Here is a 23048-nt window from a genome sequence, read left to right on the forward strand (position 1 = left end):
AATTTTATAAGGGCCGTATAAAGGCCGATGCGGGATGAGCGATCGTCGTGGTCTTTATACGAAGCTTATGCCGCTGCCTGTCTCCTCCAATCGAAAACATATGCCCGAACCGATAGCTTTGCATGGATGCGGACGGATCTTCGCCCGCTCGGACAAGTGTGAAAGGAAATGGCGATGTACGGTCGTTGGTGGGCTTATTACATGCAGGCGCGCATGCGCCATGTGGCTCCGTCTCATCCGTCCTTGAACGCGCAGCAGCGCAGGACCGAGGTGATGTTCGATCACACGGACGATCTCTGGATATTCCTGAGGCTCACCTTGGTTCTCGCCGTCTTCTTTGCCGGCCTTGCCTGCGTCCTCTGGGTCGCGGGCTGACGGCACGATGAAGTCAATCGAGCTGGACGATATATCGAAGGCGACGGTCGGGCGCTTCGTCTGGAAGTGTTATATTGCTTTGGCCATCGCCCTCCTTGTGCGGTCGAACACGCTGGAAACAGTATCCAAGTGCCTGCTTCTTTACGCCGCCCTGATGATCATCGTCGCGTCCTTCACACGGCAGCGCTACTACGCCGGCAGCTTCAACCACTGGAGCGAAGCGCTCTGGCTTGCCTTTGTCGCGGCCGGCCTGCATCTGCTGCAGTGAGCCACTGTCCGCCGTCACAGGCTGACGGCGGCTTCCACTGATACCGTCAGGCCTTGAGCTCAGGTGCGCCCTTCATTCACCTGCCGGCGCGATCCGAAATAAGGCCGGCGCTCCGTCTCGGTGGCCCGCAGTGAATGGCGCAGCCGCAGCAGATCCTTGCGCGCGACGAGGCCGCGCAACTCTCCGTTTTCTGCATCGACGATCGGAATGCGGCCGGCATCGGTCGCCAGCATCAGATCGGCGACATAACCGACCGTATCGTCGGGATGGGCTGTTGGCAGTGAGCTGTCGGAGACGAGATCGCCGAGCGTCTGGTCGGCAAGCGTGCCATCTTGCTGCCAGCGGAGCGCATCGCCGCGCGAGACCAGGCCTTTCACGATGCCTTTGCCATCGACGACAGGATAGACGCGGTGGGTCTTCGGCGTCGCCATGAAGAAATGGGTCACGTCACCGACCGTCATATCCGCCGGGAAAGTATCGACCTCCTTGATCATGATGTCGCGGGCGCGGGAGAACTCGAAGGGATCGATGCCGTATTCACGGGTGATGTGCTGGCCGCGGCGGGCGATCTTCTCCGTCAGGATCGAGCGGCGCAGCAGCAGGACCGTGACCGCATAAGCAGAGACGGTCGCCGCCAGTAGCGGCAACAGCGCCGAGACGTCGCCCGTGAGCTCGACGGCGAAGAAGGTGCCCGTCAGCGGCGCGCGCATCGTGCCGCCCATCATGGCGGCCATGCCGAGCAGCGCCCAGAAGCCGGGATCGCCGGGAAGGAAGAGGCCGAGCAGCCAGCCGAGTGCGCCGCCGAAGATGAGCAGCGGCGCCAGCACACCGCCCGAAGTGCCCGATGACAGGGCAACCAGCCAGATCGCGGCTTTCACCAAGAGGATCGTCAGCACGGATGCCGGCAGGACGCTGCCGTTCAGCAGGCCGTCGATGATATCGTAACCGACACCAAGCACCCGCGGCTCGATCAGGCCGCCGAGACCGATGACGAGGCCACCGAGCGCCGGGCACCACATCCAGTGGATCGGCAGCGCCTCGAACAGATCCTCGATCTTGTAGAGCAGCGTCGTCAGGATGCCGGATTGCAGTCCGGCGATGATACCGACAGCGGCGCAGAGCAGGATGCCCCACCACGGCAGGTCCATGTGGAACTGTTTCGGGAAGAGCGGCCCGGCCTGAAACAGGAAGGGGCGCCAGCAGATCGACACGCAGGCCGCGACCGCGACCGGGATGAAGCTGCGCGGCTTCCATTCGAACAGCAGCAGTTCGACGGCGAGCATGATCGCGGCGATCGGCGAGCCGAAGATTGCCGTCATGCCGGCGGCGGCACCGGCCACCAGCAGCGTCTTGCGCTCGGCCGAACTCAGATGAAAGCATTGGGCAAAGAGCGAGCCGATCGCGCCGCCTGTCATGATGATCGGGCCCTCCGCGCCGAAGGGGCCACCGGTGCCGATCGAGATCGCCGAGGAGAGCGGCTTCAGGATCGCCACTTTCGGCGACATGCGGCTGCCGCCGATCAGGATAGCCTCGATCGCCTCGGGAATGCCGTGGCCGCGGATCTTTTCGGAGCCGAAGCGGGCCATCAGCCCGATGACGAGGCCGCCGATGACGGGAATGATAACCATCCACACGGAGCGCGGCGCCTGCGCCATCGAAACGGCCGCAATGCTGAAGCGGTGGAACCAGACGAGGTTCGTCACCAGCGAGATGAGGCTGACCAGAACCCAGGCGGCAAAAGCGCCGCCAGTGCCGACGATCAGCGCCATGCCGACGAGGGCCAAGACACGCTTGTCCGTGGTGAAATCCCCGGCCTCGCGCCGGGAGAGGCCACCCATGAAATCATGGGGGCGATGTGGGATTTTCTGGGGAGGCATTGCAGGTCCTGTTGACGGTTTCGTTCTTGTGGCAAATATATCGTAGTACGATATAAATCAACAGCCAAAATCAGGAGTTGGAACCATGCCGAACGTAGACCGCGCTCTATCGGAAATCGAATATGAGGCGCTCGCCAATCTGAGATACAGGATCCGCAAGTTTCGCCAGTTCAGCGGGAAGGCGGCCGAAAAACTCGGCCTGACGCGGCAGCAGCATCCGGCGCTGCTCGCGATCAAGGGGCTCGGCGTCGGCGGCCGCATGAGCCTGTCCGGTCTTGCGGAGAAGCTCTTCCTTTCGCCGGCCGAGGCCGCAGAACTTGCAGCTTCGCTGCAGGAGGCCGGCCATGTCACGATCGACGCGAAACAGAAGCGCCGGCCGGCAGTCATGTTGACAGCACAGGCAGAAGAGCTATTGCGTCGTCTAACGCCCGCTCATCTCTATGAGATCCGCGAGATGGCGCCAGAACTCATGCAGGCGCTGCGCATGCTGCAGGATCACCGGCAGATGGAGGTGGCCGCATGGATGCAATGATCGCAGGGGACGCAAGGTGAAGACGCCAAAAAACGATTTGACGGATGCCGATTACGAGGCGCTCTCCAACCTGCGCTACACGCTGCGCCGCTTCATGGATTTCAGCGCCTCGGCCGCTCAGGAGGAGGGCCTGCCGGCGCAGCAGCATCAGGCGCTGCTTGCGATCCGCGGCCACCGCGGCGAAGACGCCATGACGATCGGCATTCTGGCCGAACGGCTGCTGATCGCGCCGCATTCGGCCACCGAACTCGTCGGCAGGCTGGTTGCCGCAGGCTATGTCTTGCGCCAAACGGACCCGGCCGACAAACGCCGCCAGACGCTGGAGCTGACCGCAAAGGCTGAAAGCATTCTGAAGCGGCTGACGGCCATTCATCTGACCGAAATCAGGGAAATGGCGCCCAAACTCATCGATATGCTGCAGAGCCTGCAGGCGGGTGGCGAACTCAAGTCCGATCCCTGGCCGAGCTAGCGTGAGGTCATCGGGCAGTCAGGCCCGCCGGTTGTTCGCCTGCTTCAGGCGATGGCGAATGCCGTGACCGGCAAGCGGCTCGTCGGCAAAACGACCGATGACATGGAGATGGGCGTGCTGGACAGTCTGCCCCGCGACCTCGCCGACATTCCAGCCGATATTATAGCCGTGCGGCTCGGCACGATCGAGATGGGTGCGAGCGTTCTCCAGAAGGTCGAAAGTGTCAAACCATTCCTCTGATGTGAGCTCGAACGGCGTTTCCACATGCCGGAAGGGTACGATGATGCCGGAGCATTGCAGCACCGGATCGTTGGTTTCCAGGAAATAGCAGCTGTTGTTGGAAAAAAGCGGCGGGGCTTTTTCCGCACGGTTTGCGGCACAGAAGGGGCACATAGGCATCATTCCTGACCAATTTCAGTCATTGCGTCGAGCAGGGCAATAGCGCGCGGCGGCGACGTATATGTGACAGGCTGATATCCGAGCACGGAAGCCGGCAGGGCTGTCCAGAAATAGCCGTGCTGCCGGCTGTTAGAGCCGACAGCACGCTGGGTCTCTTCCTCATGGCTGCTTCGTGAAGACGCCGAGATTGTAGAGCTGGACGCGCCGGTTATTGGCCGCCTCCGATTTCGAGCCCTCGATCGGGAAATATTCGCCGACACCGACGGCATATAGACGGCTGGCATCGACGGCGAATGTGGTCGACAGGATCTCCTTGATCGCCTCGGCCCGCTGCTGGCTGAGATCGAGATTGTGCTTGTCGCTGCCGGTCGAACTCGTATGGCCGACGACGAGGAATTTGTAGGCCCAGAGGTTCGGGTGGTGCAGCGCATCGGCGATCATGCCGAGCGTGCGGTAGGATTCGGGCTCGATGGCGACGGAGTCGTTCGCAAAGGCGATTTCGACCACCATCTGCGGCAGGCGCGCCACCTTGCTCCAGTTCGGCAGGCCGGACATCTGCTTGCCCGATCCGTTCATGGCCTCCTGCCGCAACAGTTCGACATCGACGATCGGAGCGGCGCCCTGCAGCTTGCCGAGACCGTTGATGATGCGTTGTTCGGAGACCTGCTGCGCAAGCGCAAGCGCAGGGATCGCCAATGTTGCGACAAAGACGGCGAGGGCGGTTTTTCTCATCCTCATGGCCTTATCTCCAGCCTGCATCTGATATTGCCTGATTGCATTGGGCTCCGACATATTTCGTCGTCTTGATCAGACAGGCAAGAATATAGCCATCGCCTTTGACGCCATTGCAGCGCCGCGCCATGTCACCAGCGCAGACCTTGCTATAGGAGGCCTGCGCCTGTTCCCGTTTCTGAATGGATGCTGCGACGCTCGCAAGCGTAGACGTGCAGGTCGGCGAGACCTTGCCCGCATTCTGTGCAAGACAATCGGCAATCCTGTTATTGCCGAGGTTCAGCCCCTTGCAGAGTTTCTTGATATCGGCGCCGCAATCCTTTGCGAGCACGGTCACCGCATCGGCATAGCTGATCGTGTCGGCCTTGGCGGCACAAGTCCAGGCGATGACGATCGCCGCCGCGCCAATCAGTCTCCATCCTCTCGGCATGCGTGAACCCTCCTGCTACGGCCGCCGGAATGGCGTCCTCTCGGGAGCTATTGAATGCAGATCGGGAGTGCTCGGATAAGTACGTTACCGTAAATCGGGTTGTAAATCGGAGGGCAGCTACGCGCTCGCCCGCCGATAGAGCGCAAGAGAGCCGGCAAGCGTCAGCAAGGCGCCGCCGCAGATCCGGTCGAGCCAGAGCGCACCCGATTTCCGCAACAGCCGGACGGCCTGCGAGCCGAGCAAAGCGTAGCCGAACATGACCATGAAATCGATGGCGGCAAAGACGAGAGCAAGCACGGCATATTGCTCGACCTGCGCGCCCGCGGGGTCGATGAATTGCGGCAGAAAGGCCGAGAAGAAGAGATAGCCCTTGGGATTGGTGACGGCGACGAGGAAGCTCTTCAGGAAAATCGTCACCGCCGACGCGGATGCGTTCCCGTTTTCAGAGCGCAGCGATACATCCAGCATTCCCTTCGAGCGCAGCAGCATGACGCCGAGGAAGGCGAGGTAGCAGACGCCGACCCATTTGACGACAGTGAACCAGAATTCCGAGGCAGCCAGCAGCGCACCGAGGCCGAGAGCAACGGCGCCGATCAGCACGAAGTCGGACATGACAGCGCCGATCATGCCTGATATCGCCCGGCGCACCCCGAATTTCGAACCGTTGGTCAGGGCGAGAAGCACCGTCGGGCCGGGTGTGGCGATGCCGATGAATGCCACAAGCGCAAATGCAAGAACCGTCATTTCAGTCACGTCGTCCTCCACCGTCGTCGGAATCGAGTTATGGCATTCAGCGGATATTTGCGGAAGGGCCTTTGGTCAAATCCAATATCCTGCTCCGGATCAAAACACAGACCTATGTATCCGGACCATTTACGGCGCCGTTTACTGTAACGTACTTCCGGATATACGCCCGGTATGTTTCGCTTTGCATGAAAGGGTCGCTCAGCAGGTCGCCGGTATCTTGGCCATCTTGTCTTGCCAAAGATGCGCCGGCGTCAATCGAGTCCTGCTGGGTTCTTCATTTCGTTCGGGGGGAAACGCACATGACAATTCAGATCGGGATCAGACGCCTGTTGCGAACGCCTATGTCGTTCGCTTTCCTGGCAATTGCTTCGATGGCCATTCCGGCCGCACCTGAGGCCAGGGCCGCTGCCGCTTCTCTGACGGAAGAGGAAGCGCGTGAGATCGGCATCGAAGCCTATGTCTATTTTTATCCGCTGATAACGATGGACGTCACGCGCAAGCAGCTGACCAATATGGAACCGAAGGAGGGGTCGATCGGCGGTCCGGCCAACCGGTTCGCCAATGTCCGCGAATTTCCGGCTGCAGACATGAAGGCCGTGGTCCGGCCGAATTTCGACACGCTCTATTCGAGCGGCTGGCTTGATCTCACCAAGGAACCGGTGGTGGTTACCGCGCCGGATACCGGAGGCCGCTATTACCTCCTGCCGATGCTGGATATGTGGACGGATGTGTTTGCCGCGCCGGGCTGGCGAACGACCGGAACATCAGTCGGAAACTTCCTGATCGCCTCGCCCGGCTGGAGGCCCGAGCTTCGCGACACGTTCGGCGAATTCAAGCTGCCGGAGGGAACTGAACGGATCGACGCTCCGACGCCTTATGTCTGGATCATCGGCCGCACCAAAACCGATGGCCCTGATGACTACAATGCCGTTCACAAGATCCAGGACGGTTACAAGATCACGCCGCTGTCGCAATGGGGCAAAGGCGCCAAGCAGGCCGAGGTCAAAATAAACCCTTCCATCGACATGAAGACGCCACCGAAGACGCAGGCCGATACAGCTTCGGCGGAACATTATTTTGCTTACGCTGCCGAACTCTTGAAACTTCATCCGCCGCACAGCACCGATCAGCCGATCATTGCCCGCATGAAGCAGATCGGCATCGAGCCCGGCAAGAGCTTTGACCTGTCCAAGGCCGATCCCGTCGTCCAGAAAGCGCTGAAGACAGCGCCGCAGGATGCGCAGGCGCTCATGGGTTGGAAGCTGAAGACATTGGCACGGGTGGTCAATGGCTGGTCGATGAATACCGACACGATGGGCGTCTACGGCAATTACTACCTGAAACGGGCGATCGTGGCGCAACAGGGGCTTGGCGCCAATCTGCCTGAGGACGCCATCTATCCGCTGAACCTTGCGGATGAAAGCGGCAACGCGCTCAATGGACAAAGCAATTACACGCTCCATTTCGAAAAGGAGAATATTCCGCCGGTCAACGCCTTCTGGTCGGTCACTCTCTATGACAATGATGGGTTCCAGGTCGCCAATCCGCTCAATCGGTTCGCTGTCAGCAGCTGGATGCCGTTCGAGTTCAACGCCGACGGCTCGCTCGACCTCTATTTCCAGACGGAAAGTCCCGGCAATGACAGGGAATGGAACTGGCTGCCGGCGCCGAACGGCCCGTACAATCTGACGATGAGGCTCTATGCGCCGAAGGGCAGCGCGCTGATCGGCAAGTGGAACCCGCCGCCGGTGACGCGTGCGGCGCCAGCAGCTCCGCTCGCGGCTCAGTGACAAAGCTAAGTGTGTCGGGCGCGCCATGATCCAAGCGCGCCCCGCCAAGCCTTTCTTTTCCATCGACAGTTCGGCTCGCATCGAAGCATTTCACGCCCGCAGCCGTTAAACAGGCGGTCGGTTTTGTACGCTGAGGAACGGTACTGCGATGGAAAAGACGGCGACGATGACAACAGAGCTGGCGCTGCTGCTGGCGCTTTCGACGCTCTGGGGAGCCTCCTACACCTTCATCAAGATCGGCGTCGAAACCATCCCGCCTGTGACGCTGGTGGCAGCACGGACGCTTGTCGCCGGCCTGCTGCTTCTCGCTATCATCCGCTGGCGCGGCCTCAAGATGCCGCGCGACCGGCAGATGTGGGTCTACTTTCTGGTCCAGGCCTGCCTGAACAGTGTTCTGCCTTTTACGCTGATCGCCTGGGCCGAGCGGACGACCGATGCCGGCCTTGCAGCAATCCTGAATTCCACGACGCCGATCTTTGCCTTTCTGATCACGGCGCTGATCACACGGCACGAGGTCCTCACAGGCCGCAAGCTGTTCGGTGTATCGGCGGGATTGATCGGAACCGCGCTGATCATCGGTATCGGAGCGCTTGACAGCATGGGAGATGCTCTCTGGGCGCAGCTCGCGATCGTGACCGCCACGATCTGCTATGCAGGCGCCGCGGTCTTCGGCCGGAATTTCAGGGGGCTCGATCCTATGATGCCAGCTGCCGGCTCGCTGATATCGGGGGCGGTAATCCTGATCCCGGTCAGCGTCATCGCCGATCGTCCCTGGACGTTGCAGCCGAGCCTGCATTCCGTCCTCGCTCTCCTTGCCCTCTCTGTCTTTTCGACGGCGCTTGCCTTTGTGATCTATTTCCGCCTCGTGCAGACGCTCGGTTCGGTCGGCGCCACGGCTCAGGCCTATCTGAGGGTACCGATCGGCGTTGCAATCGGTGTCGTCTTCCTCGGCGAAACGCTGTCCTCCACGGCAGGCATTGGGCTTGCCTGCGTCATGGCCGGTGTCATCGCAATGACACTGCCCACCCGAGCGCGGGTCCGTCAGGCGGTCTAATCCGCGCCGCCATCTTCATGATGGCCCCGCCAGCTACGAGCGCGGGATCCGCAATCGCTTGTTCGACAAAAATCGAAAATCGCCTGTTGTCATCGCGCTGTCATTAATGATGAGGATACGGGTCGGCGCAGCGGGGGAATATTGGCGTGGATGCAAAAGAAATGACCGAGGAGAAGACGGCGGCTCCACCGGCAGGTACGCCTGCGGAAGTCTTCGGCGCCTTCCTGAAGCTTGGCCTCACCTCGTTCGGCGGACCGGTCGCGCATCTCGGCTATTTCCGCAACGAGCTCGTGACGCGTCGCAAATGGATCGACGAGAAGGGTTATGCCGATCTCGTCGCCCTCTGTCAGTTTCTTCCCGGTCCCGCATCGAGCCAGGTCGGCTTCGCCATGGGTCTGCTGCGCGGCGGGCCGCTGGGGGCGCTTGCGGCGTGGAGCGCATTCACGCTTCCGTCCGCGCTGATCCTCATCATATTCGCAACTGCCGCCACCGCGCTCGACAATCCTCTCGGACAGGGCCTGCTGCACGGATTGAAGCTCGTTGCCGTCGCGGTCGTGGCACAAGCCGTCTGGGGTATGGCACGATCGCTGACGCCCGACAAGCCGCGCGCAGGCATCGCGCTGGCCRCGATTTTCATCGTGACATTGGGGGGAGCGTTCGGCCAGCTCGCAGCCATCGTGCTGGGTGCGGTTTCCGGGCTCGTGCTTTGTCGCGAGGCCGCCATCGAGCACAAGGCAAGTTTTTCGTTCGGTATATCGCGATCATCAGGCGTCACCTGCCTGCTGGCGTTCCTGCTCCTTCTGTTCGGACTGCCGCTTATCGTTTCCATCATGGATTGGCAGGGGCTGCGCCTCTTCGATGCCTTTTATCGCTCGGGCGCGCTGGTGTTTGGCGGCGGCCATGTTGTCCTGCCGCTGCTCGAGGCGGAGGTCGTGAGGCCAGGTTGGGTTTCGGAAAACGCCTTTCTCGCCGGCTACGGTGTCGCACAGGCCGTGCCTGGTCCGCTTTTCACGTTTTCGGCCTATCTCGGGGCGGTGATGGGGCCGGCTCCCAACGGTATCGCGGGCGCAGCCATCGCTCTGGCCGCCATCTTTCTGCCGGGCTTTCTGCTGCTCGTCGGCACCCTGCCTTTCTGGGACAGGCTCAGCACTTATCCGCTGGCGCAGGCGGCCATGCGGGGTGCAAATGCCGCCGTGGTCGGCGTGCTGGGTGCCGCACTCTACAATCCGGTATGGACAAGCGCGGTCCTTACATCGGCTGATTTTGCTCTTGCCCTGTCCGGCTTCCTTCTGCTGGTGGTCTGGAAGGCGCCGCCATGGATCGTCGTGGTGCTGATGGCAGCAAGTGCGATCCTGCTGCAGCTTTCCGCCTGAACCGTATCGGGCCAGTCAATCCTTTGGCGACAAGGCGGCTTCTATCGCCTCCCATGCCATCAGGCCAAGCCTAGCATCCGCCGCGTCGTTGCCGCCATGGGCGCGAAGGCTGGAGCGGGGCGTCGTCTCGCCTGGAAGCAGCACCCGATGACCCGCCTCGGGGTCAACGAGCAGTGACAGCGGCCTGCCGCCTTTTTCGCGCCGGCTGGCAAGCTCACGCGCAAAGCTCTCTGACGGCCAGAGTGCATCGTCTCCGCCGGCCACGAGGACTAGGTCTGCGGTGGCTTTCTCGATGGGAATCTGCGCTCGCCGCAGCGTTTGCTCGTCGGTCCCCAGGCATTTTTCGAAGAAGGAACGATAGGACACCAACCCATCGCGATAGTCCCGCTCCCAGGTGGGATCGGCGGGGACGAATTCCAACGGCTCTCCCTTCCAGGTCCAGGATGAACGTTCGGGCCATTCTCTGCCGTCCTTGCCGGGCCCGATATTGCCCCAGACAACCGAGCTCGGGCTGATCGCTATAACAGCGTTCACGCGCGGGTCCAGGGTGGCGACAAGCAAGGCCGCCTCTGCGCCTTTCGATGTCCCGACGAAGACGATGCGCCGGCATCCCCGCGAAATCAGGTAGTCCGTGGCGTCACAGAAGGTTTCCAGCGGGATTTCGCAAATGCCGGGCGATTGCCCCGTTGCGCCGAACCATTGCAGCGCCAGTGCTTTCGCGCCGGCCCCGGCAAACAATCTCGCACGATCGATATCGACCCTGCCGCTGGAACCGCTGAGCACGGCGACACCGGTCTCATTCGCATCGGGCCGGGAGACGAATGCGCCGTTTACCCGGCCTTCGAGCCGTTCGATTTTGCAGCTGTCCATCGCGCTTGTTACCATGCTGACATCTTGTTGAATTATCGGATGGTTCTCGACTGTCACTGAGGACGGAGCCTATCATGGTCGAGCATGCGCGTGCAGGGGCCTCTTTCGAGGATGCCGATGTCGTCAGCAACTATCCTTACCGTCCGCCATATCCCGAGGCGATCTACGGGAAGTTGCTTGCCATCGCGCCTAAGCGCAGCTGTCTGCTGGATATAGGCTGCGGCCCCGGCAAGATTTCACGGCCGCTCTCGCGGCATTTCGAAAAGGTCATAGCCGTCGATCCCTCCCGCCACATGGTCGAGCTCGGTCAGAGCCTGGAGGAGGGGCGCGCACGCAATCTTCACTGGATCGTCGGTTTCGCCGAAGATGTCGATATCCCCGATCGTCCCGATCTCATCGTTGCCGCTGCCAGCATCCACTGGATGGATCACAAGCGCCTTTTCGCACGGCTGAAAACCTACGCCGCCGCCGATCACCGGGTGGCCGTCGTATCAGGAGATGCGCCTTTCCAACCGGCCTGGGAGGCGGGCTGGCAGTCTTTTCTCACCAGATGGGTTCCTGCCATAACGGGCGAGGCGTTCGATCCCATTGGCAAGCGAGAGGACTGGTCGGCCYACAAGGCGTTCCTCGACGTCGAAGGCTCCGAGCATTTCCACTCCGCTCCATTCGAGCAAAGCGTGGAAGACTTCATTCGCTGCCAGCATTCGCGCGATACGTTCGCGCCATCCCGTCTGGCCGGCAGGATGAACGAGTTCGACGGAGAGCTCGGCGAGATGCTGGCTCCCTATGCTCGCGAACGAAAACTGAGTTTCATCGTCCGGACGAAACTGGTCTGGGGCTCGATCAGGTTGTGATCTGCCTGTGCCCAAAACCGCAATCCGGCCGGTCAAGATGTTGAACCTCTAGGCCACTGCCATGATGACATGGGCCTGAATTTTGGCGGCAATCTCACCGTCGCCATGCCGGTCGGCAATCGCGGATGCGGCACAATCGGTCGCAACGTCCAGTTTTCCCGGGGCTCTGGCTTCGATTTCGCTCCGAAGGACTGTCCCGTGGCAATAGGCGAGGGCAGGAATCCGGGGCGAGGATGCGCGGCTTTGTTCGGCTTTCGTTTCGATCACCACATGGGAGAAACCTGCCTCTTCCAGCTCGGCGCGGATCAGCGCCTTGTCATGATAGCCGTGCGGCGTGCGGACCAGGAAGCGCGGCGGATCATCCGGAAACATCGTCGCAAGGGCATTCGTCACATCGTCGGCAAAAACATTCTCCTCGATGCGGTCCCATACGTTGAACAGGAAATGTCCGCCGGGCTTCAAGACACGCTTTGCTTCGCGGTAGCCGGATATGCGGTTCGGGAAGAACATCGCGCCGAACTGACAGCAGACGAGATCGAAGGCGGCATTTTCAAAGGGCAGCGCCAGAGCATCCGCCTGGCGCCATTCCAGGCGACTATCGAAGCCTTGCTGCGAAGCGGCGTAGTCGAGCATCGGCTGGTTGAGATCGCTGATGATATAGCGTGCGCCCGACGACAGTTTCGGCGCCAGTGCGCGGGTGACGACCCCGGTGCCTGCTGCGGTTTCCAGAACGACGCCGGGAGACAGGGAAGCCGCTCTCCGGGCAAGATCCACGGCGAAGGGCTCGAAAATCAGCGGCACCATATAGTGGTCGTAGTTTTCCGGGATCGAGCCGACGAACAGCTTGTCCTTTTCCAGCATTGTCGTCACCTTCCGCCGCCCAATAGGGCTTCAATCACATCGGGTTCACTGCCGCTCACAGCCGCAGGCTTTCGTCCAGCCAGACCCGGAAGCCGCCGCGGAAGGCGTTGTCGTTGCTGCCACGCCGGCATTTGGGCGGCAGATCCTTCAGCTTTTCGACGTTGCCGCCACCGATGACGATATAGTCAGGCAGCAGGGCGGCAGCCAGGCGGTCGGCGACGTCGAAGACCGATTTTCGCCATCTTCCCTTACCGCGACCTTCCAGGCCTCGTTCGCCGACATAGTCCTCGAATGTCGCCTTCTTGTAGGGCATGTGCGCCAGTTCGAGCGGCATGCAGACGTTCTCGGCGATCATCGCCGAGCCTAGGCCCGTGCCGAGGCCAAGAAAGAGCATACGGCCGGCCTCGTAGCTGCCGATCGCCTGCATCAGCGCGTCGTTTACCATGCGCACGGGCTTGCCGAGGGCTTTTTCGAAATCGAAGCCCTTCCATCCCGGGCCGAGGTTGAACGGTTCAGCCGCGGGGCGGTGGGCAGCGACGGGGCCAGGATAACCCATGGCGACGACATCATAGTGCCAGTCGGCGGTCAGATCGGTGAGGGCTGTCACCATCTTCGCCGCCGTCATCGCGCGCCCCGATACGACCGCACGTCTCTCGCTGCCGCTGCTGAGTTCCGCCTTCACATGCGAGCCGCCGATATCGACGGCGAGCACGATGCGGCCGGCCGGCGCCGCAACCTTCGGCTTGGCTCGCTCACGCGTCTGCTTTTCTTCCATTGTGTCAGCCATGGTTGGCGCTCCTCTCCGGCTGTACGCTTATTCCTTCCCGCACTATTCTATAGGGCCTGCGCTATTCTATCGGGCGCAAGATCGTAGCCGGCTGTCAAGCCGGTATATTGCGGATCGCTTAATTTCATCTCAGGATGGCAGGGAAGACGAGCAAATAGAGCAGAGGAACAGCACTTGGCCTTTCCGACACGACCACCCGGTTCCGTCGAGCCGCCAGGTGCGCCGGGCATCGAGCCCCGATGGACGTCCAGCGACAAGAGCGCTGTTGGTACCGCCGTCAGTTCGGCGAGCTGCGTCTGGTTCACGGCAAGCCACGGCATCCTCAATGAGATCTACGCCCCACGGCTCGATATGGCCTGCGTGCGCGATTTCGGTTTCATTGTCACCGCCGAGGGTTACTTCTCCGAGGAGAAGCGCGACGCCGATCACAGCGTACAGGCAATCGAGGACGGCGTTCCTGCCTTTCGTCTCGTCAATACCGCCCGCGACGGGCGTTATTGCATCACCAAGACCATCTTTTCAGACCCCGAGCGCGAGGTGGTGCTGCAGGACATCCGCTTCGAAGCGCTGATAGGCAATCTCTCGGACTACCGGCTGCATGCGCTTGTCGCCCCGCATCTCGTCAACGGCGGCGCCGACAACAACGGCTGGTATGATGATTTCAAGGGCAGGCAGATGCTCTTTGCCGAGGGGTCCGGGCGGTCGCTCGCCATTGCCGCTTCGGTGCCCTGGCTTGCGCGTTCAGTGGGCTATGTCGGCATTTCCGACGGTTGGCAGACGCTGTCGCGCGGCGAGGGGCTGAATGAGGAGTACAGCTGCGCCACATCAGGGAATGTCGCGCTGTCAGGAACACTGGATATGCAGGCAGGTGAGGGCCAAGCTGGCCAGGGAAGGGCGCTGATCGCCATCGGTTTCGGCACGCAGCCGGAGGAAGCTGCCCTGCGCACGCTGCTCAGCCTGGAACAGGGCACGGAACCGGCGCTGAAACATTATCGCAGCGGCTGGCGGGAGTGGCAGGCCGGCTTGCTTGCGCTCGACGAACCGCATGATCCTGACAAGCTCAACCGCTACCGCGTCAGCACCGGCGTGCTTGCCACGCACCGCGACGACGCCTCCGGCGCCATCATCGCCAGCCTTTCCATCCCCTGGGGCTTCAGCAAGGGCGATGACGACCTTGGCGGCTATCATCTGGTGTGGACGCGCGATCTGGTGGAAACGGCGGGCGGTCTGCTTGCGGCCGGGGCCACAGCGGATGCACGCTCCGTGCTCGACTATCTCGCCGTCATCCAGGAAGCGGACGGCCATTGGGTGCAGAATGCCTGGCTCGACGGCAGGCCCTACTGGTACGGCATCCAGATGGATGAGACGGCCTTTCCGATCCTGCTCTATGACATGCTGCTGCGCTCAGGCGCGATCGACGCCTCGGAGAGAGGACGCTATCTGCCCATGGTCGAGGCGGCTGCGGGCTATATCGTCAGAAACGGCCCCGCCACGCAGGAGGATCGCTGGGAGGAGGATGCCGGCTACTCGCCGTTTACGCTCGCCGTCGAGATCGCCGGCCTGCTTGCGGCGGCCGATGCCGTGGAAGCGGCCGGGCGGCTGGATGCGGCGCACTATCTACGCGAGGTCGCCGACGGCTGGAACGAGCGCATCGAGGAATGGACCTACGCCACCGATACCGAACTGTCGCGCCGTCTCGGCGTCGAAGGCTATTATGTGCGCATCGCCTCGGCGACCGACGGCAGCCTGTCACTGCGGCGTGACTTCATTCCGATCCGCAATCGGGACGATCTCGGCGAGGTGCTTGAAGCGGACCTGCTGATAAGCCCGGATGCGCTGGCGCTGGTGCGCTTCGGCCTCCGCGCCGCCGACGATCCGCGCATGCTCGGCACAGTCGCGGCAATCGATGCGGAGCTGCGCCGCGACCTTCCAGCCGGTCCCTACTGGTATCGCTACAATGACGACGGCTATGGCGAGCGCATCGGCGGTGCGCCCTTTGCCGGCAGCGGTGTCGGCAGGCTCTGGCCGCTGTTGACCGGCGAGCGCGCCCATTATGAACTCGCCGCCGGGCGAGCGGACGAAGCGCAGCGGATGCTTGCTGCGCTGGAAGCTTCGGCAAGCGAAGGTGGGCTCTTGCCTGAACAGATCTGGGACAGCGAAGACGTGCCGCAGCGCGAGCTTTTCCTCGGCCGACCCTCGGGCAGCGCCATGCCGCTCGTCTGGGCGCATGCCGAACATATCAAGCTGCTGCGCTCGCTGCGCGACGGCGTGATCTTCGACATGCCGCCCCAGACCTTTGCCCGCTATGTCGCAGCAAAGCCGGCGCCGGCACCGTTCTCCTGGCGGCTGACGGCCCGACGCGACCAGATGCAGGCGGGCCGGCGGCTCCGCATCGAACTGCCCGAGCCTGCTCTGGTACGCTGGTCCACCGACGGCTGGGCAAGCGCCGCCGACAGCCCATGCCACGACACCGGCTTCGGCACTCATGTCTTCGACCTGCCGACGCAGGCGCTCGACCCCGGCATGATGGACTTCACGATCTTCTGGAAGGATGCGCAGCGCTGGGAGGGTGTGGATTTTCAAATTGAGGTGGTTTGAGGCGGGACCCATTTCCGCCAGTCTCGCGGAATTCCAGCCAATAAGAAAAGCGGCCGTTTCCGGCCGCTAAAGGGATTTGTTCCAATTTCTCTGTATTTCCGGAAGTATTTCCGAAAAACCTTGGGATCAGACCAAAAGCCAGACCCAGGGGATCAGGACTAAAGTCCAGACCCAGGGATCAGGACTTGTAGATCAGCCAGCTCTTGGTGAATTCTTTCTGCATTCCGTCCTCATAGACGACGGTGCAGTTGCGGCCGGCGTTTTTGGCGCTGTAAAGCGCGATATCGCTCTTGGAGTAGAGTTCGCCGGCGTCGTCGGCGTGCGAGGCCATGCAGATACCGATGGAGACAGTGACCGGGCCGTAATTGACTCGGGTGCGGGAATTCTTGAAGGGGGTGGATTCCAGCGTCCGGCGAATGCGCTCGGCGACTGCTGTCACTTCGTCCAGCGTGTTGCCGTCGATGATGAGCGCGAATTCCTCGCCGCCGGTGCGGGCGACGAAGACATCGCGGCGGACATTGGTGCGGATGACGGAGGCGACCGTCGCCAGAACCTTGTCRCCGACCGGRTGGCCGTAGGTGTCGTTGATCTTCTTGAAATTGTCGATGTCGGCCAAGAGCAGGGCGGTCACCGGGCGCAAAGCCGGATTGTTGAAGACGGCGGCCAGCCGGTCGTCGAAGGCGCGGCGGTTGGATAGGCGCGTCAGAGAGTCGGTATTGGCGATGCGCTTGTATTCGTCGAGTTCCTTGCGGACCTGATCCATCTCCTGCGAGCGCTGGACCATGTCTTCGACGGTCTTTTCGCCGTGAGTGATCGTATCGCCGGTTGCCTGGGTGAGCAGGTCGATGGCGTTTTCGATGAGATCGGCGCTCGTCGTGCTCTTGGAGCTGATGCGCTTGCAGGTTTCGTTCAGCAGCCGGTTATAGCTTTCGAGCGAGGTCTGCTCCTGGCGCAGCAYGCGCAGCAGGCCTTCCAGCTCGCCGGCAATGCGACTGTGGGCATCATCGAAGATCTTGGCTGGTGCAGTGTGGGAGCAATGCTGGGTGCCGAGAGCGTCGAGCTCGGCCTGCGTCGCCTGGCTGCCGAGCGCAGCAAGGTCACGGGTGAGCGCCGGGTTGGAGCCAATATAGGCTTCGTAGAAGAGTTCGTAATTGCGGGGAATTGGTGCAACGCCCATGGAGCGCATGGCATAGGTGATCTGACCCGCCACATCGGGAACCTGCACCTTGGGCGCAACGGCCGTATTCATTCCGGCAACTCCTCATCCAATTCTTAAGCAATCTTCTATTTGTTATCTTAGATTTCTTGGGAAATGATTAAAGCGACATATACCAAAGATTACATACGATAAGTTTGATGGGGATCAATACTACGATCAGCCCTATGATTTTTCTGAAATATTTGTAAGTTCGACTGTAACGGAGACACCTCTTATGCGCGAGGTGCCCCAAAAAAGTTCAATCGTTTTCTCTTTTCAGGGATTGTTTTCGTTTTGTTGACGGTCGGTATCTTTGGTCTGGTCTACTGGCGGGCAGGGCGAGGCGACAGATTCTGTCTCAAGAGACCGGATTTATGGGGATCGGATCGCGGTCCCCTGTCGAAGGCATGAAGATCATGGAATCGCCTCGCCACACGTCGCCCGCCATACTTGCGCTCGCCATCATTGCCGGCTGCGCTTTTCTTTTACAGCAGACTGGCTTCTTCAACGGCATCTTCAGCACGGATATCCTCGCCAGCGTAGAGGCGGAGGATATTCTCAGCGCATCCGATATCGCCGCCATGGAAAGACCCGTAATCCAGCCCATGACGGCGGCCCATATCGATCCGGCCGAGACGGTCTCTGTGCGATAGCTAGCAGCCTTAGTCTCAGCCGAGGTTCAGCTCCTGGAAGAAGTCGTTGCCCTTGTCGTCGATGACGATGAAGGCCGGGAAGTCTTCCACCTCTATCTTCCAGACCGCTTCCATGCCGAGTTCGGGATATTCCAGCACATCGACCTTGCGAATACAGTCCTGCGCCAGACGGGCGGCCGGGCCGCCGATGGAACCGAGATAGAAGCCCTGATGCTTCTTGCAGGCTTCGCGCACGGCGCGTGAGCGGTTGCCCTTGGCGAGCATCACCATGGAGCCGCCGAAGGACTGGAACTGGTCGACATAGGAATCCATGCGGCCGGCGGTCGTCGGGCCGAAGGAGCCGGAGGCATAACCGGCGGGCGTCTTGGCCGGGCCGGCATAATAGACCGGGTGGTTCTTCATATAGTCGGGCATGCCTTCGCCCTTTTCGAGCAGTTCGCGGATCTTTGCATGTGCGAGATCGCGGGCGACGATGATCGTGCCCGATAGCGACAGGCGCGTCTTGACCGGATGCTTTGAAAGCTCGGCGAGAATATCGGCCATCGGCTGGTTCAGATCGACACGCACGACGGATTCGGACAGCTTCGCCTCGTCAATGTCGGGCATGTACTTGGACGGATCGGTTTCCAGCTGCTCGATGAAGATGCCATCGCGGGTGATCTTGCCCTTGGCCTGGCGGTCGGCGGAACAGGAGACGCCGAGGCCGATCGGCAGCGAGGCACCATGGCGGGGCAGGCGGATGACGCGCACGTCATGACAGAAATACTTGCCGCCGAACTGGGCGCCGACGCCGAGGCTCTGCGTCAGCTTGTGGATCTCCTTTTCCATCTCGATGTCGCGGAAGGCGTGTCCATTTTCGGAGCCTTCGGTCGGCAGCTCGTCGAGGTAGCGGGTGGAGGCGAGCTTGACGGTCTTCAGGTTCATCTCGGCCGAGGTGCCACCGATGACGATTGCCAAATGGTAGGGGGGACAGGCTGCCGTACCTAACGTGAGGATCTTCTCCTTGAGGAAGTCCAGCATGCGGTCATGCGACAGGAGTGAGGGCGTGCCCTGGAAGAGGAAGGTCTTGTTGGCCGAGCCGCCGCCCTTGGCGACGAAGAGGAAGTCGTAGCCATCGGTGCCTTCCTCATAGATATCGATCTGCGCCGGCAGATTGTTCTTGGTGTTCTTCTCCTCGAACATCTTGATGGGGGCGAGCTGCGAATAGCGCAGGTTCTTCTTCTCATAGGCGTCGAGCACGCCCTTAGAGAGAGCAGCCGTATCGCCGCCTTCGGTCCACACGCGACGGCCCTTCTTGCCCATGATGATCGCCGTGCCCGTATCCTGGCACATGGGCAGCACACCACCGGCGGCGATATTGGCATTCTTCAAGAGGTCGTAGGCAACGAAACGGTCATTGTCGGTCGCTTCCGGATCGTCGAGGATCGAGGCGAGCTGCTTCAGATGGCCGGGGCGCAGCAGATGGTTGATGTCGGCAAAGGCGGTTTCGGCGAGCAGGCGGATGCCCTCAGGGTCGACCATCAGAATCTCCTGACCCTTGAAGCTGTCGACCGAGACATAGTCGCTGCTGATCTTGCGGTAAGGGGTGGTGTCGGCGCCGAGGGGGAAGAGATCGTCAGCCATCGAAGTGACCTTTCTGGTGGGATATTTTTGGAACCGGTCTAAAACTGGCTGGGGGTAAAAGCAATCGCGGAAGGCGCCGGATTGTTGTCAAAAATGCCGCGGCAGGAGTGGCGTTTCTGAGAATTGACGGCGACGTGTCGAGGCGAGAGGTCTCTTGTTCACGCGGCGTCATCCTCGGCCTTGTTGTAAAGCCCGCAGACATACCTGACGGATGTTCGGAGACAGCCTGACAGTCAGTCGGGGCTTTTAAGGTCGATTTCTGCGACCTGAGTTGCACCGAAGAAGACGCCGTAGAGGCCGTCCTGCTGGAGTGGTCGGATGGCGAGATATTCGGTTCTGAAGGCATTAGGCACGCGCCAGAAGCAGAAGCTATCCCACAAACAGCCAGTATCCGCTCTCGGACTCGTATAGGACATTGGATTGCAAGTTCGCCTTGGTATGTCCTTGATATGCTGCCTTGGCCGGCTTCAAGCAATCCCGCCGCCCGCATACCCCGGCGGTCTGATCTGCCAGCGCCGCATGGCCAGTGACCGATGCTGCTTGATCGGGCCGCCATAGCTTTGTGAGCTTGCGGGTGGCCCGACTGGGGTCTCTGAATGTCGCCGCTCGACGGTGACCAGGCAGCCTACATGCGATGCGAGATGCAACGTCAGGATGGCTATTCAATGAGCCTCACGGACGATTGCTACAGCCTGGGGAAAACTACCTGCCTTGGCCATCGTCACGTCGCTCAGTCGAGGCTGGCCGGCGAGGAAAACGGCCGATTGGCGTCCACCACGAAGATGGCCAGCTCATCGAGATCGGTTGTGCCGGCGTTGAACACCTCCATCGGCGTATCGGCCCCGTGTCCGGTCATGGTCATGCCGGCTTCAGTGTAGGTCACGCCGTGGGGCGTTTTCTGACCGAGCTTGCCAGTCAGCACATAGAATGCCTCGGATCCCGGATGCGTATGGATTGGCGTCTTAGTGCCGGGCGCTCCGCCAGCGCGATTGACGCGCAGCAAATACTCGCTCGCGCTGATCGGCGGAAGGGGGCCGATCTCGACGACCTTGGTTCCGCCTGTTGTGGATCCATTCTTCGGTCCGAGCGTGAACAGCCAGATCTTGTCCGCAACTTCCGCCGCAAGCGAGGTCGGACCCGCCGCGCCCTGGGCATCCTTCAGCGTCGGGAAATTCTCCAGCCGCCAGTACAATGGCCCAGACGGCAGCTCTGTGACCTTCTTCTCAGCCACCGGCTTGATGAAGAACTTGTTTTCTTCGGACAATGTGGCTGAAGTCATCAGCCCGAAAGCAGATAGGGAAATCATAAGCGCGCCGATATGGCGTACGCTGAGGGATCGCAGCTTCATGGTTGGTCCTCCTACTGATGCTTCGTTGGCGGGCCGCTCGACGGTGAGTGCGATGTCGTGCAATCAGGCGACCGTAGGCGATGCGCCGCCCTCCAGTCTCTCACTGTCAAGGCATGGCGATGGCCGCAAGAAGCGCAAATATCGTTGCTCGAATGTCGTGGAGAAGTGACGAGCGGCAATCGCGCCGTTGATGGCAAACACCTAACCCGCCCGCATATCCATGCGGCTTCCCCCTTCGATTGCATTTCTGATCGGTCATTCTACCACAGTTTGGAGGCTGAGGGATCATGTCCAGAACGGTTCCGTTCGCAAAATTTCGGCAGATTTGAGAAATGATCGGATGGTGGGAGGCGTGTGATCGAAATCTATGCGCATGGCCGGTTCTCCGCTCTGCGCCTGAAGCCATGAAATGGATCGCGACGCCGCTCCGCCTGCCCGAATGCGTGGCATTGGAGCCGAGTGGGCGGCCCGTGCATGCAGTCCCGACGTTACGAGGTGGTTGGTTGGATGGCATGGTTCCACCCATTGCGGTCCTTCCGGATCGTGGGATGTGGGGAGGCTTCGGGACCAAAAGAGGTCGTGGTTCAAAAATGTGAGATCTGTAAAGCTTGAGCGATTCCACATTTAGGTCAGGGGCTGGGGCAGAGCCGGCCCTTTCACTATATTATCGGCGATCGGCTCACATCGGGCTGATCATCGTCTCCGGGCGCACGATCGCGTCATATTCCTCCGATGTCACCAGCCCACTCGCTAGCGCCTCTTCCTTCAGCGTCGTACCATTCTTGTGTGCCGTCTTGGCGATCTTGGCGGCGGCATCGTAGCCGATCTTGGGGGCAAGGGCGGTCACCAGCATCAGCGAGCGTTCGAGGCCGGCCTTGATATTGTCTTCGCGGGCCTCGATGCCGACGACGCAATTGTCGGTGAAGGAGACGGCTGCATCGCCGAGAAGCTGCACCGACTGCAGGAAGTTATAGGCCATCATCGGATTGTAGACGTTGAGCTCGAAATGGCCCTGGCTGTCGGCAAAGGTGAGGGCCGCGTGGTTGCCGAAGACATGGATGCAGACTTGTGTGAGCGCCTCGCACTGGGTGGGGTTCACCTTGCCGGGCATGATCGAGGAGCCGGGCTCGTTTTCAGGCAGCGCCAGTTCGCCGAGGCCGGCGCGCGGGCCGGAGCCGAGAAGGCGGATGTCGTTGGCGATCTTGAAGAGGGCAGCCGCTGCCGCGTTGATCGCGCCATGGGCGAAGACCATCGAATCATGCGAGGCGAGCGCCTCGAACTTGTTCGGCGCCGTCACGAAGGGCATGTGGGTGATGGCGGCGATCTCTTCGGCGACCTTTTCGGCAAAACCGACCGGCGCGTTGAGACCGGTGCCGACGGCGGTGCCGCCCTGGGCGAGTTCGCAAAGGCCGGGCAGGGTCATTTCGATACGCTTGATGGCGGAGCCCACCTGCGCGGCATAACCGGAAAATTCCTGGCCCAGCGTCAGCGGCGTCGCATCCTGCGTATGCGTGCGCCCGATTTTGATGATGTGGCTGAATTCCGTAACCTTCATGTCGAGGGCGGCATGCAGGTGCTTCAGCGAAGGCAGCAGGTGATGGGCGATCTGTTCGGCGCAAGCGATGTGCATGGCCGTCGGGTAGGTATCGTTCGACGACTGGCTCATATTAACGTGATCGTTCGGGTGCACCGGCTTCTTGGAACCCATGACCCCGCCGAGCATTTCTATGGCACGATTGGAGATCACCTCATTGGCGTTCATGTTGGATTGCGTGCCGGAACCGGTCTGCCAGACGACCAGCGGGAAATGGTCGTTCAGCTTGCCGTCGATCACTTCCTGGGCGGCATCCACGATGGACTTGCCGATGTTGGAATCGAGCTGGCCGAGCGCCATGTTGGCACGCGCCGCCGCCTGCTTGACGATGCCGAGCGCCCGCACGATCGAGAGCGGCTGCTTTTCCCAGCCGATCTTGAAATTGCCGAGCGAACGCTGCGCCTGCGCGCCCCAGTAACGGTCGCTGGCGACTTCGATCGGGCCAAATGTATCGGTTTCGGTGCGGGTGGAACTCATGGCTTCGTGCCTTCCTGTCACATGCTGTTAAGAGCAGTCTTTGAAGATGAGGGACTTATAGGGTGGAAAGCTTTTCAAGAAAACCGGAGCTTATGCGAAATATTGAAGACGGATCTCATGTTTTGCATCGCCATTCAGG

22 protein-coding genes and 1 pseudogene are annotated in these 23048 nt (G+C 61.1%); 10 read left to right on the forward strand and 13 right to left on the reverse strand.

Annotated features, from left to right (window positions below):
* Nucleotides 1-174: 174 nt before the first annotated feature.
* Nucleotides 175-375, forward strand: coding sequence for a hypothetical protein (locus AC1DTN_RS19860; protein WP_477922239.1), 201 nt, complete (start codon nucleotides 175-177; stop codon nucleotides 373-375).
* A gap of 7 nt (nucleotides 376-382) precedes the next feature.
* Nucleotides 383-643 (forward strand): hypothetical protein, encoded by a 261-nt coding sequence (locus tag AC1DTN_RS19865; protein ID WP_477922240.1) that lies wholly within the window; start codon nucleotides 383-385, stop codon nucleotides 641-643.
* A 59-nt stretch (nucleotides 644-702) separates the two neighbouring features.
* Here AC1DTN_RS19865 and AC1DTN_RS19870 read toward each other — a convergent pair whose 3' ends face one another.
* On the reverse strand, nucleotides 703-2520 hold the full coding sequence (locus AC1DTN_RS19870) for a chloride channel protein (RefSeq protein WP_477922241.1): 1818 nt from the start codon (nucleotides 2518-2520) through the stop codon (nucleotides 703-705).
* Nucleotides 2521-2605: 85 nt separating this feature from the next.
* Here AC1DTN_RS19870 and AC1DTN_RS19875 point away from each other — a divergent pair, with 85 nt between their 5' ends.
* Together AC1DTN_RS19875 and AC1DTN_RS19880 are read left to right on the forward strand one after the other, a co-directional pair.
* Complete coding sequence (locus AC1DTN_RS19875) at nucleotides 2606-3052, forward strand: MarR family transcriptional regulator (protein ID WP_477922243.1); 447 nt, start codon at nucleotides 2606-2608, stop codon at nucleotides 3050-3052.
* Nucleotides 3053-3146: 94 nt separating this feature from the next.
* Nucleotides 3147-3521, forward strand: coding sequence for a MarR family winged helix-turn-helix transcriptional regulator (locus AC1DTN_RS19880; protein WP_477922290.1), 375 nt, complete (start codon nucleotides 3147-3149; stop codon nucleotides 3519-3521).
* Nucleotides 3522-3539: 18 nt separating this feature from the next.
* Here the strand turns inward: AC1DTN_RS19880 and AC1DTN_RS19885 are convergent, their stop codons facing one another.
* The 4 genes from AC1DTN_RS19885 to AC1DTN_RS19900 all read right to left on the reverse strand — a co-directional run bounded on the left by AC1DTN_RS19885 (nucleotide 3540) and on the right by AC1DTN_RS19900 (nucleotide 5826).
* A complete protein-coding gene (locus AC1DTN_RS19885; protein WP_477922245.1) occupies nucleotides 3540-3914 on the reverse strand; it encodes an HIT family protein in 375 nt (124 codons plus the stop codon).
* A gap of 165 nt (nucleotides 3915-4079) precedes the next feature.
* A complete protein-coding gene (locus AC1DTN_RS19890; RefSeq protein WP_442205916.1) occupies nucleotides 4080-4652 on the reverse strand; it encodes an OmpA family protein in 573 nt (190 codons plus the stop codon).
* Between the two features lie 10 nt (nucleotides 4653-4662).
* The gene (locus AC1DTN_RS19895; RefSeq protein ID WP_113323476.1) at nucleotides 4663-5082 is read right to left on the reverse strand and encodes a hypothetical protein; all 420 of its coding nucleotides are present in this window, start codon (nucleotides 5080-5082) and stop codon (nucleotides 4663-4665) included.
* 117 nt (nucleotides 5083-5199) lie between these two features.
* Nucleotides 5200-5826: a LysE family translocator gene (locus AC1DTN_RS19900; RefSeq protein WP_477922292.1), complete on the reverse strand. Its 627-nt coding sequence runs from the start codon at nucleotides 5824-5826 to the stop codon at nucleotides 5200-5202.
* 302 nt (nucleotides 5827-6128) lie between these two features.
* Between AC1DTN_RS19900 and AC1DTN_RS19905 the strand changes: the two genes are divergently transcribed.
* From AC1DTN_RS19905 to chrA, 3 genes are all read left to right on the forward strand, one after another.
* Nucleotides 6129-7619: a DUF1254 domain-containing protein gene (locus AC1DTN_RS19905; protein WP_477922247.1), complete on the forward strand. Its 1491-nt coding sequence runs from the start codon at nucleotides 6129-6131 to the stop codon at nucleotides 7617-7619.
* A gap of 148 nt (nucleotides 7620-7767) precedes the next feature.
* Complete coding sequence (locus AC1DTN_RS19910) at nucleotides 7768-8673, forward strand: DMT family transporter (protein ID WP_477922248.1); 906 nt, start codon at nucleotides 7768-7770, stop codon at nucleotides 8671-8673.
* Nucleotides 8674-8834: 161 nt separating this feature from the next.
* Nucleotides 8835-10046, forward strand: coding sequence for a chromate efflux transporter (gene chrA / locus AC1DTN_RS19915; RefSeq protein ID WP_477922294.1), 1212 nt, complete (start codon nucleotides 8835-8837; stop codon nucleotides 10044-10046).
* 15 nt (nucleotides 10047-10061) lie between these two features.
* Here the strand turns inward: chrA and AC1DTN_RS19920 are convergent, their stop codons facing one another.
* A complete protein-coding gene (locus AC1DTN_RS19920) occupies nucleotides 10062-10916 on the reverse strand; it encodes an acyl-CoA thioester hydrolase/BAAT C-terminal domain-containing protein (protein ID WP_477922296.1) in 855 nt (284 codons plus the stop codon).
* A gap of 74 nt (nucleotides 10917-10990) precedes the next feature.
* On the opposite strand from AC1DTN_RS19920, the gene AC1DTN_RS19925 reads away from it, so the two are divergent.
* The gene (locus tag AC1DTN_RS19925) at nucleotides 10991-11770 is read left to right on the forward strand and encodes a class I SAM-dependent methyltransferase (protein WP_477922249.1); all 780 of its coding nucleotides are present in this window, start codon (nucleotides 10991-10993) and stop codon (nucleotides 11768-11770) included.
* Between the two features lie 48 nt (nucleotides 11771-11818).
* Here AC1DTN_RS19925 and AC1DTN_RS19930 read toward each other — a convergent pair whose 3' ends face one another.
* Together AC1DTN_RS19930 and AC1DTN_RS19935 are read right to left on the reverse strand one after the other, a co-directional pair.
* Nucleotides 11819-12631, reverse strand: a complete 813-nt coding sequence (locus tag AC1DTN_RS19930) for a class I SAM-dependent methyltransferase (protein ID WP_113323471.1) — start codon at nucleotides 12629-12631, stop codon at nucleotides 11819-11821.
* A gap of 55 nt (nucleotides 12632-12686) precedes the next feature.
* Nucleotides 12687-13418: an ROK family protein gene (locus tag AC1DTN_RS19935; protein WP_477922250.1), complete on the reverse strand. Its 732-nt coding sequence runs from the start codon at nucleotides 13416-13418 to the stop codon at nucleotides 12687-12689.
* A 174-nt stretch (nucleotides 13419-13592) separates the two neighbouring features.
* On the opposite strand from AC1DTN_RS19935, the gene AC1DTN_RS19940 reads away from it, so the two are divergent.
* A complete protein-coding gene (locus AC1DTN_RS19940) occupies nucleotides 13593-16016 on the forward strand; it encodes a glucan 1,4-alpha-glucosidase (protein WP_477922251.1) in 2424 nt (807 codons plus the stop codon).
* 178 nt (nucleotides 16017-16194) lie between these two features.
* Here the strand turns inward: AC1DTN_RS19940 and AC1DTN_RS19945 are convergent, their stop codons facing one another.
* Complete coding sequence (locus tag AC1DTN_RS19945) at nucleotides 16195-17265, reverse strand: GGDEF domain-containing protein (RefSeq protein WP_477922252.1); 1071 nt, start codon at nucleotides 17263-17265, stop codon at nucleotides 16195-16197.
* 323 nt (nucleotides 17266-17588) lie between these two features.
* On the opposite strand from AC1DTN_RS19945, the gene AC1DTN_RS19950 reads away from it, so the two are divergent.
* Nucleotides 17589-17867, forward strand: coding sequence for a hypothetical protein (locus tag AC1DTN_RS19950; protein WP_477922253.1), 279 nt, complete (start codon nucleotides 17589-17591; stop codon nucleotides 17865-17867).
* A gap of 15 nt (nucleotides 17868-17882) precedes the next feature.
* On the opposite strand, the gene AC1DTN_RS19955 is transcribed toward AC1DTN_RS19950, so the two are convergent.
* The 4 genes and pseudogenes from AC1DTN_RS19955 to fumC form a co-directional block, all read right to left on the reverse strand.
* Nucleotides 17883-19490, reverse strand: coding sequence for a fumarate hydratase (locus tag AC1DTN_RS19955; RefSeq protein WP_477922254.1), 1608 nt, complete (start codon nucleotides 19488-19490; stop codon nucleotides 17883-17885).
* Between the two features lie 233 nt (nucleotides 19491-19723).
* Nucleotides 19724-19849 (reverse strand): annotated as a pseudogene (locus AC1DTN_RS19960) (IS481 family transposase); the annotation flags it as partial.
* Nucleotides 19850-20220: 371 nt separating this feature from the next.
* Entirely contained in the window at nucleotides 20221-20901 is a 681-nt protein-coding gene (locus AC1DTN_RS19965; RefSeq protein ID WP_477922255.1) for a cupin domain-containing protein, read from the reverse strand.
* A gap of 616 nt (nucleotides 20902-21517) precedes the next feature.
* The gene (gene fumC, locus AC1DTN_RS19970) at nucleotides 21518-22909 is read right to left on the reverse strand and encodes a class II fumarate hydratase (RefSeq protein ID WP_439015144.1); all 1392 of its coding nucleotides are present in this window, start codon (nucleotides 22907-22909) and stop codon (nucleotides 21518-21520) included.
* Nucleotides 22910-23048 lie beyond the last annotated feature (139 nt).

It is taken from the genome of Rhizobium sp. 01T444 (assembly GCF_056398305.1).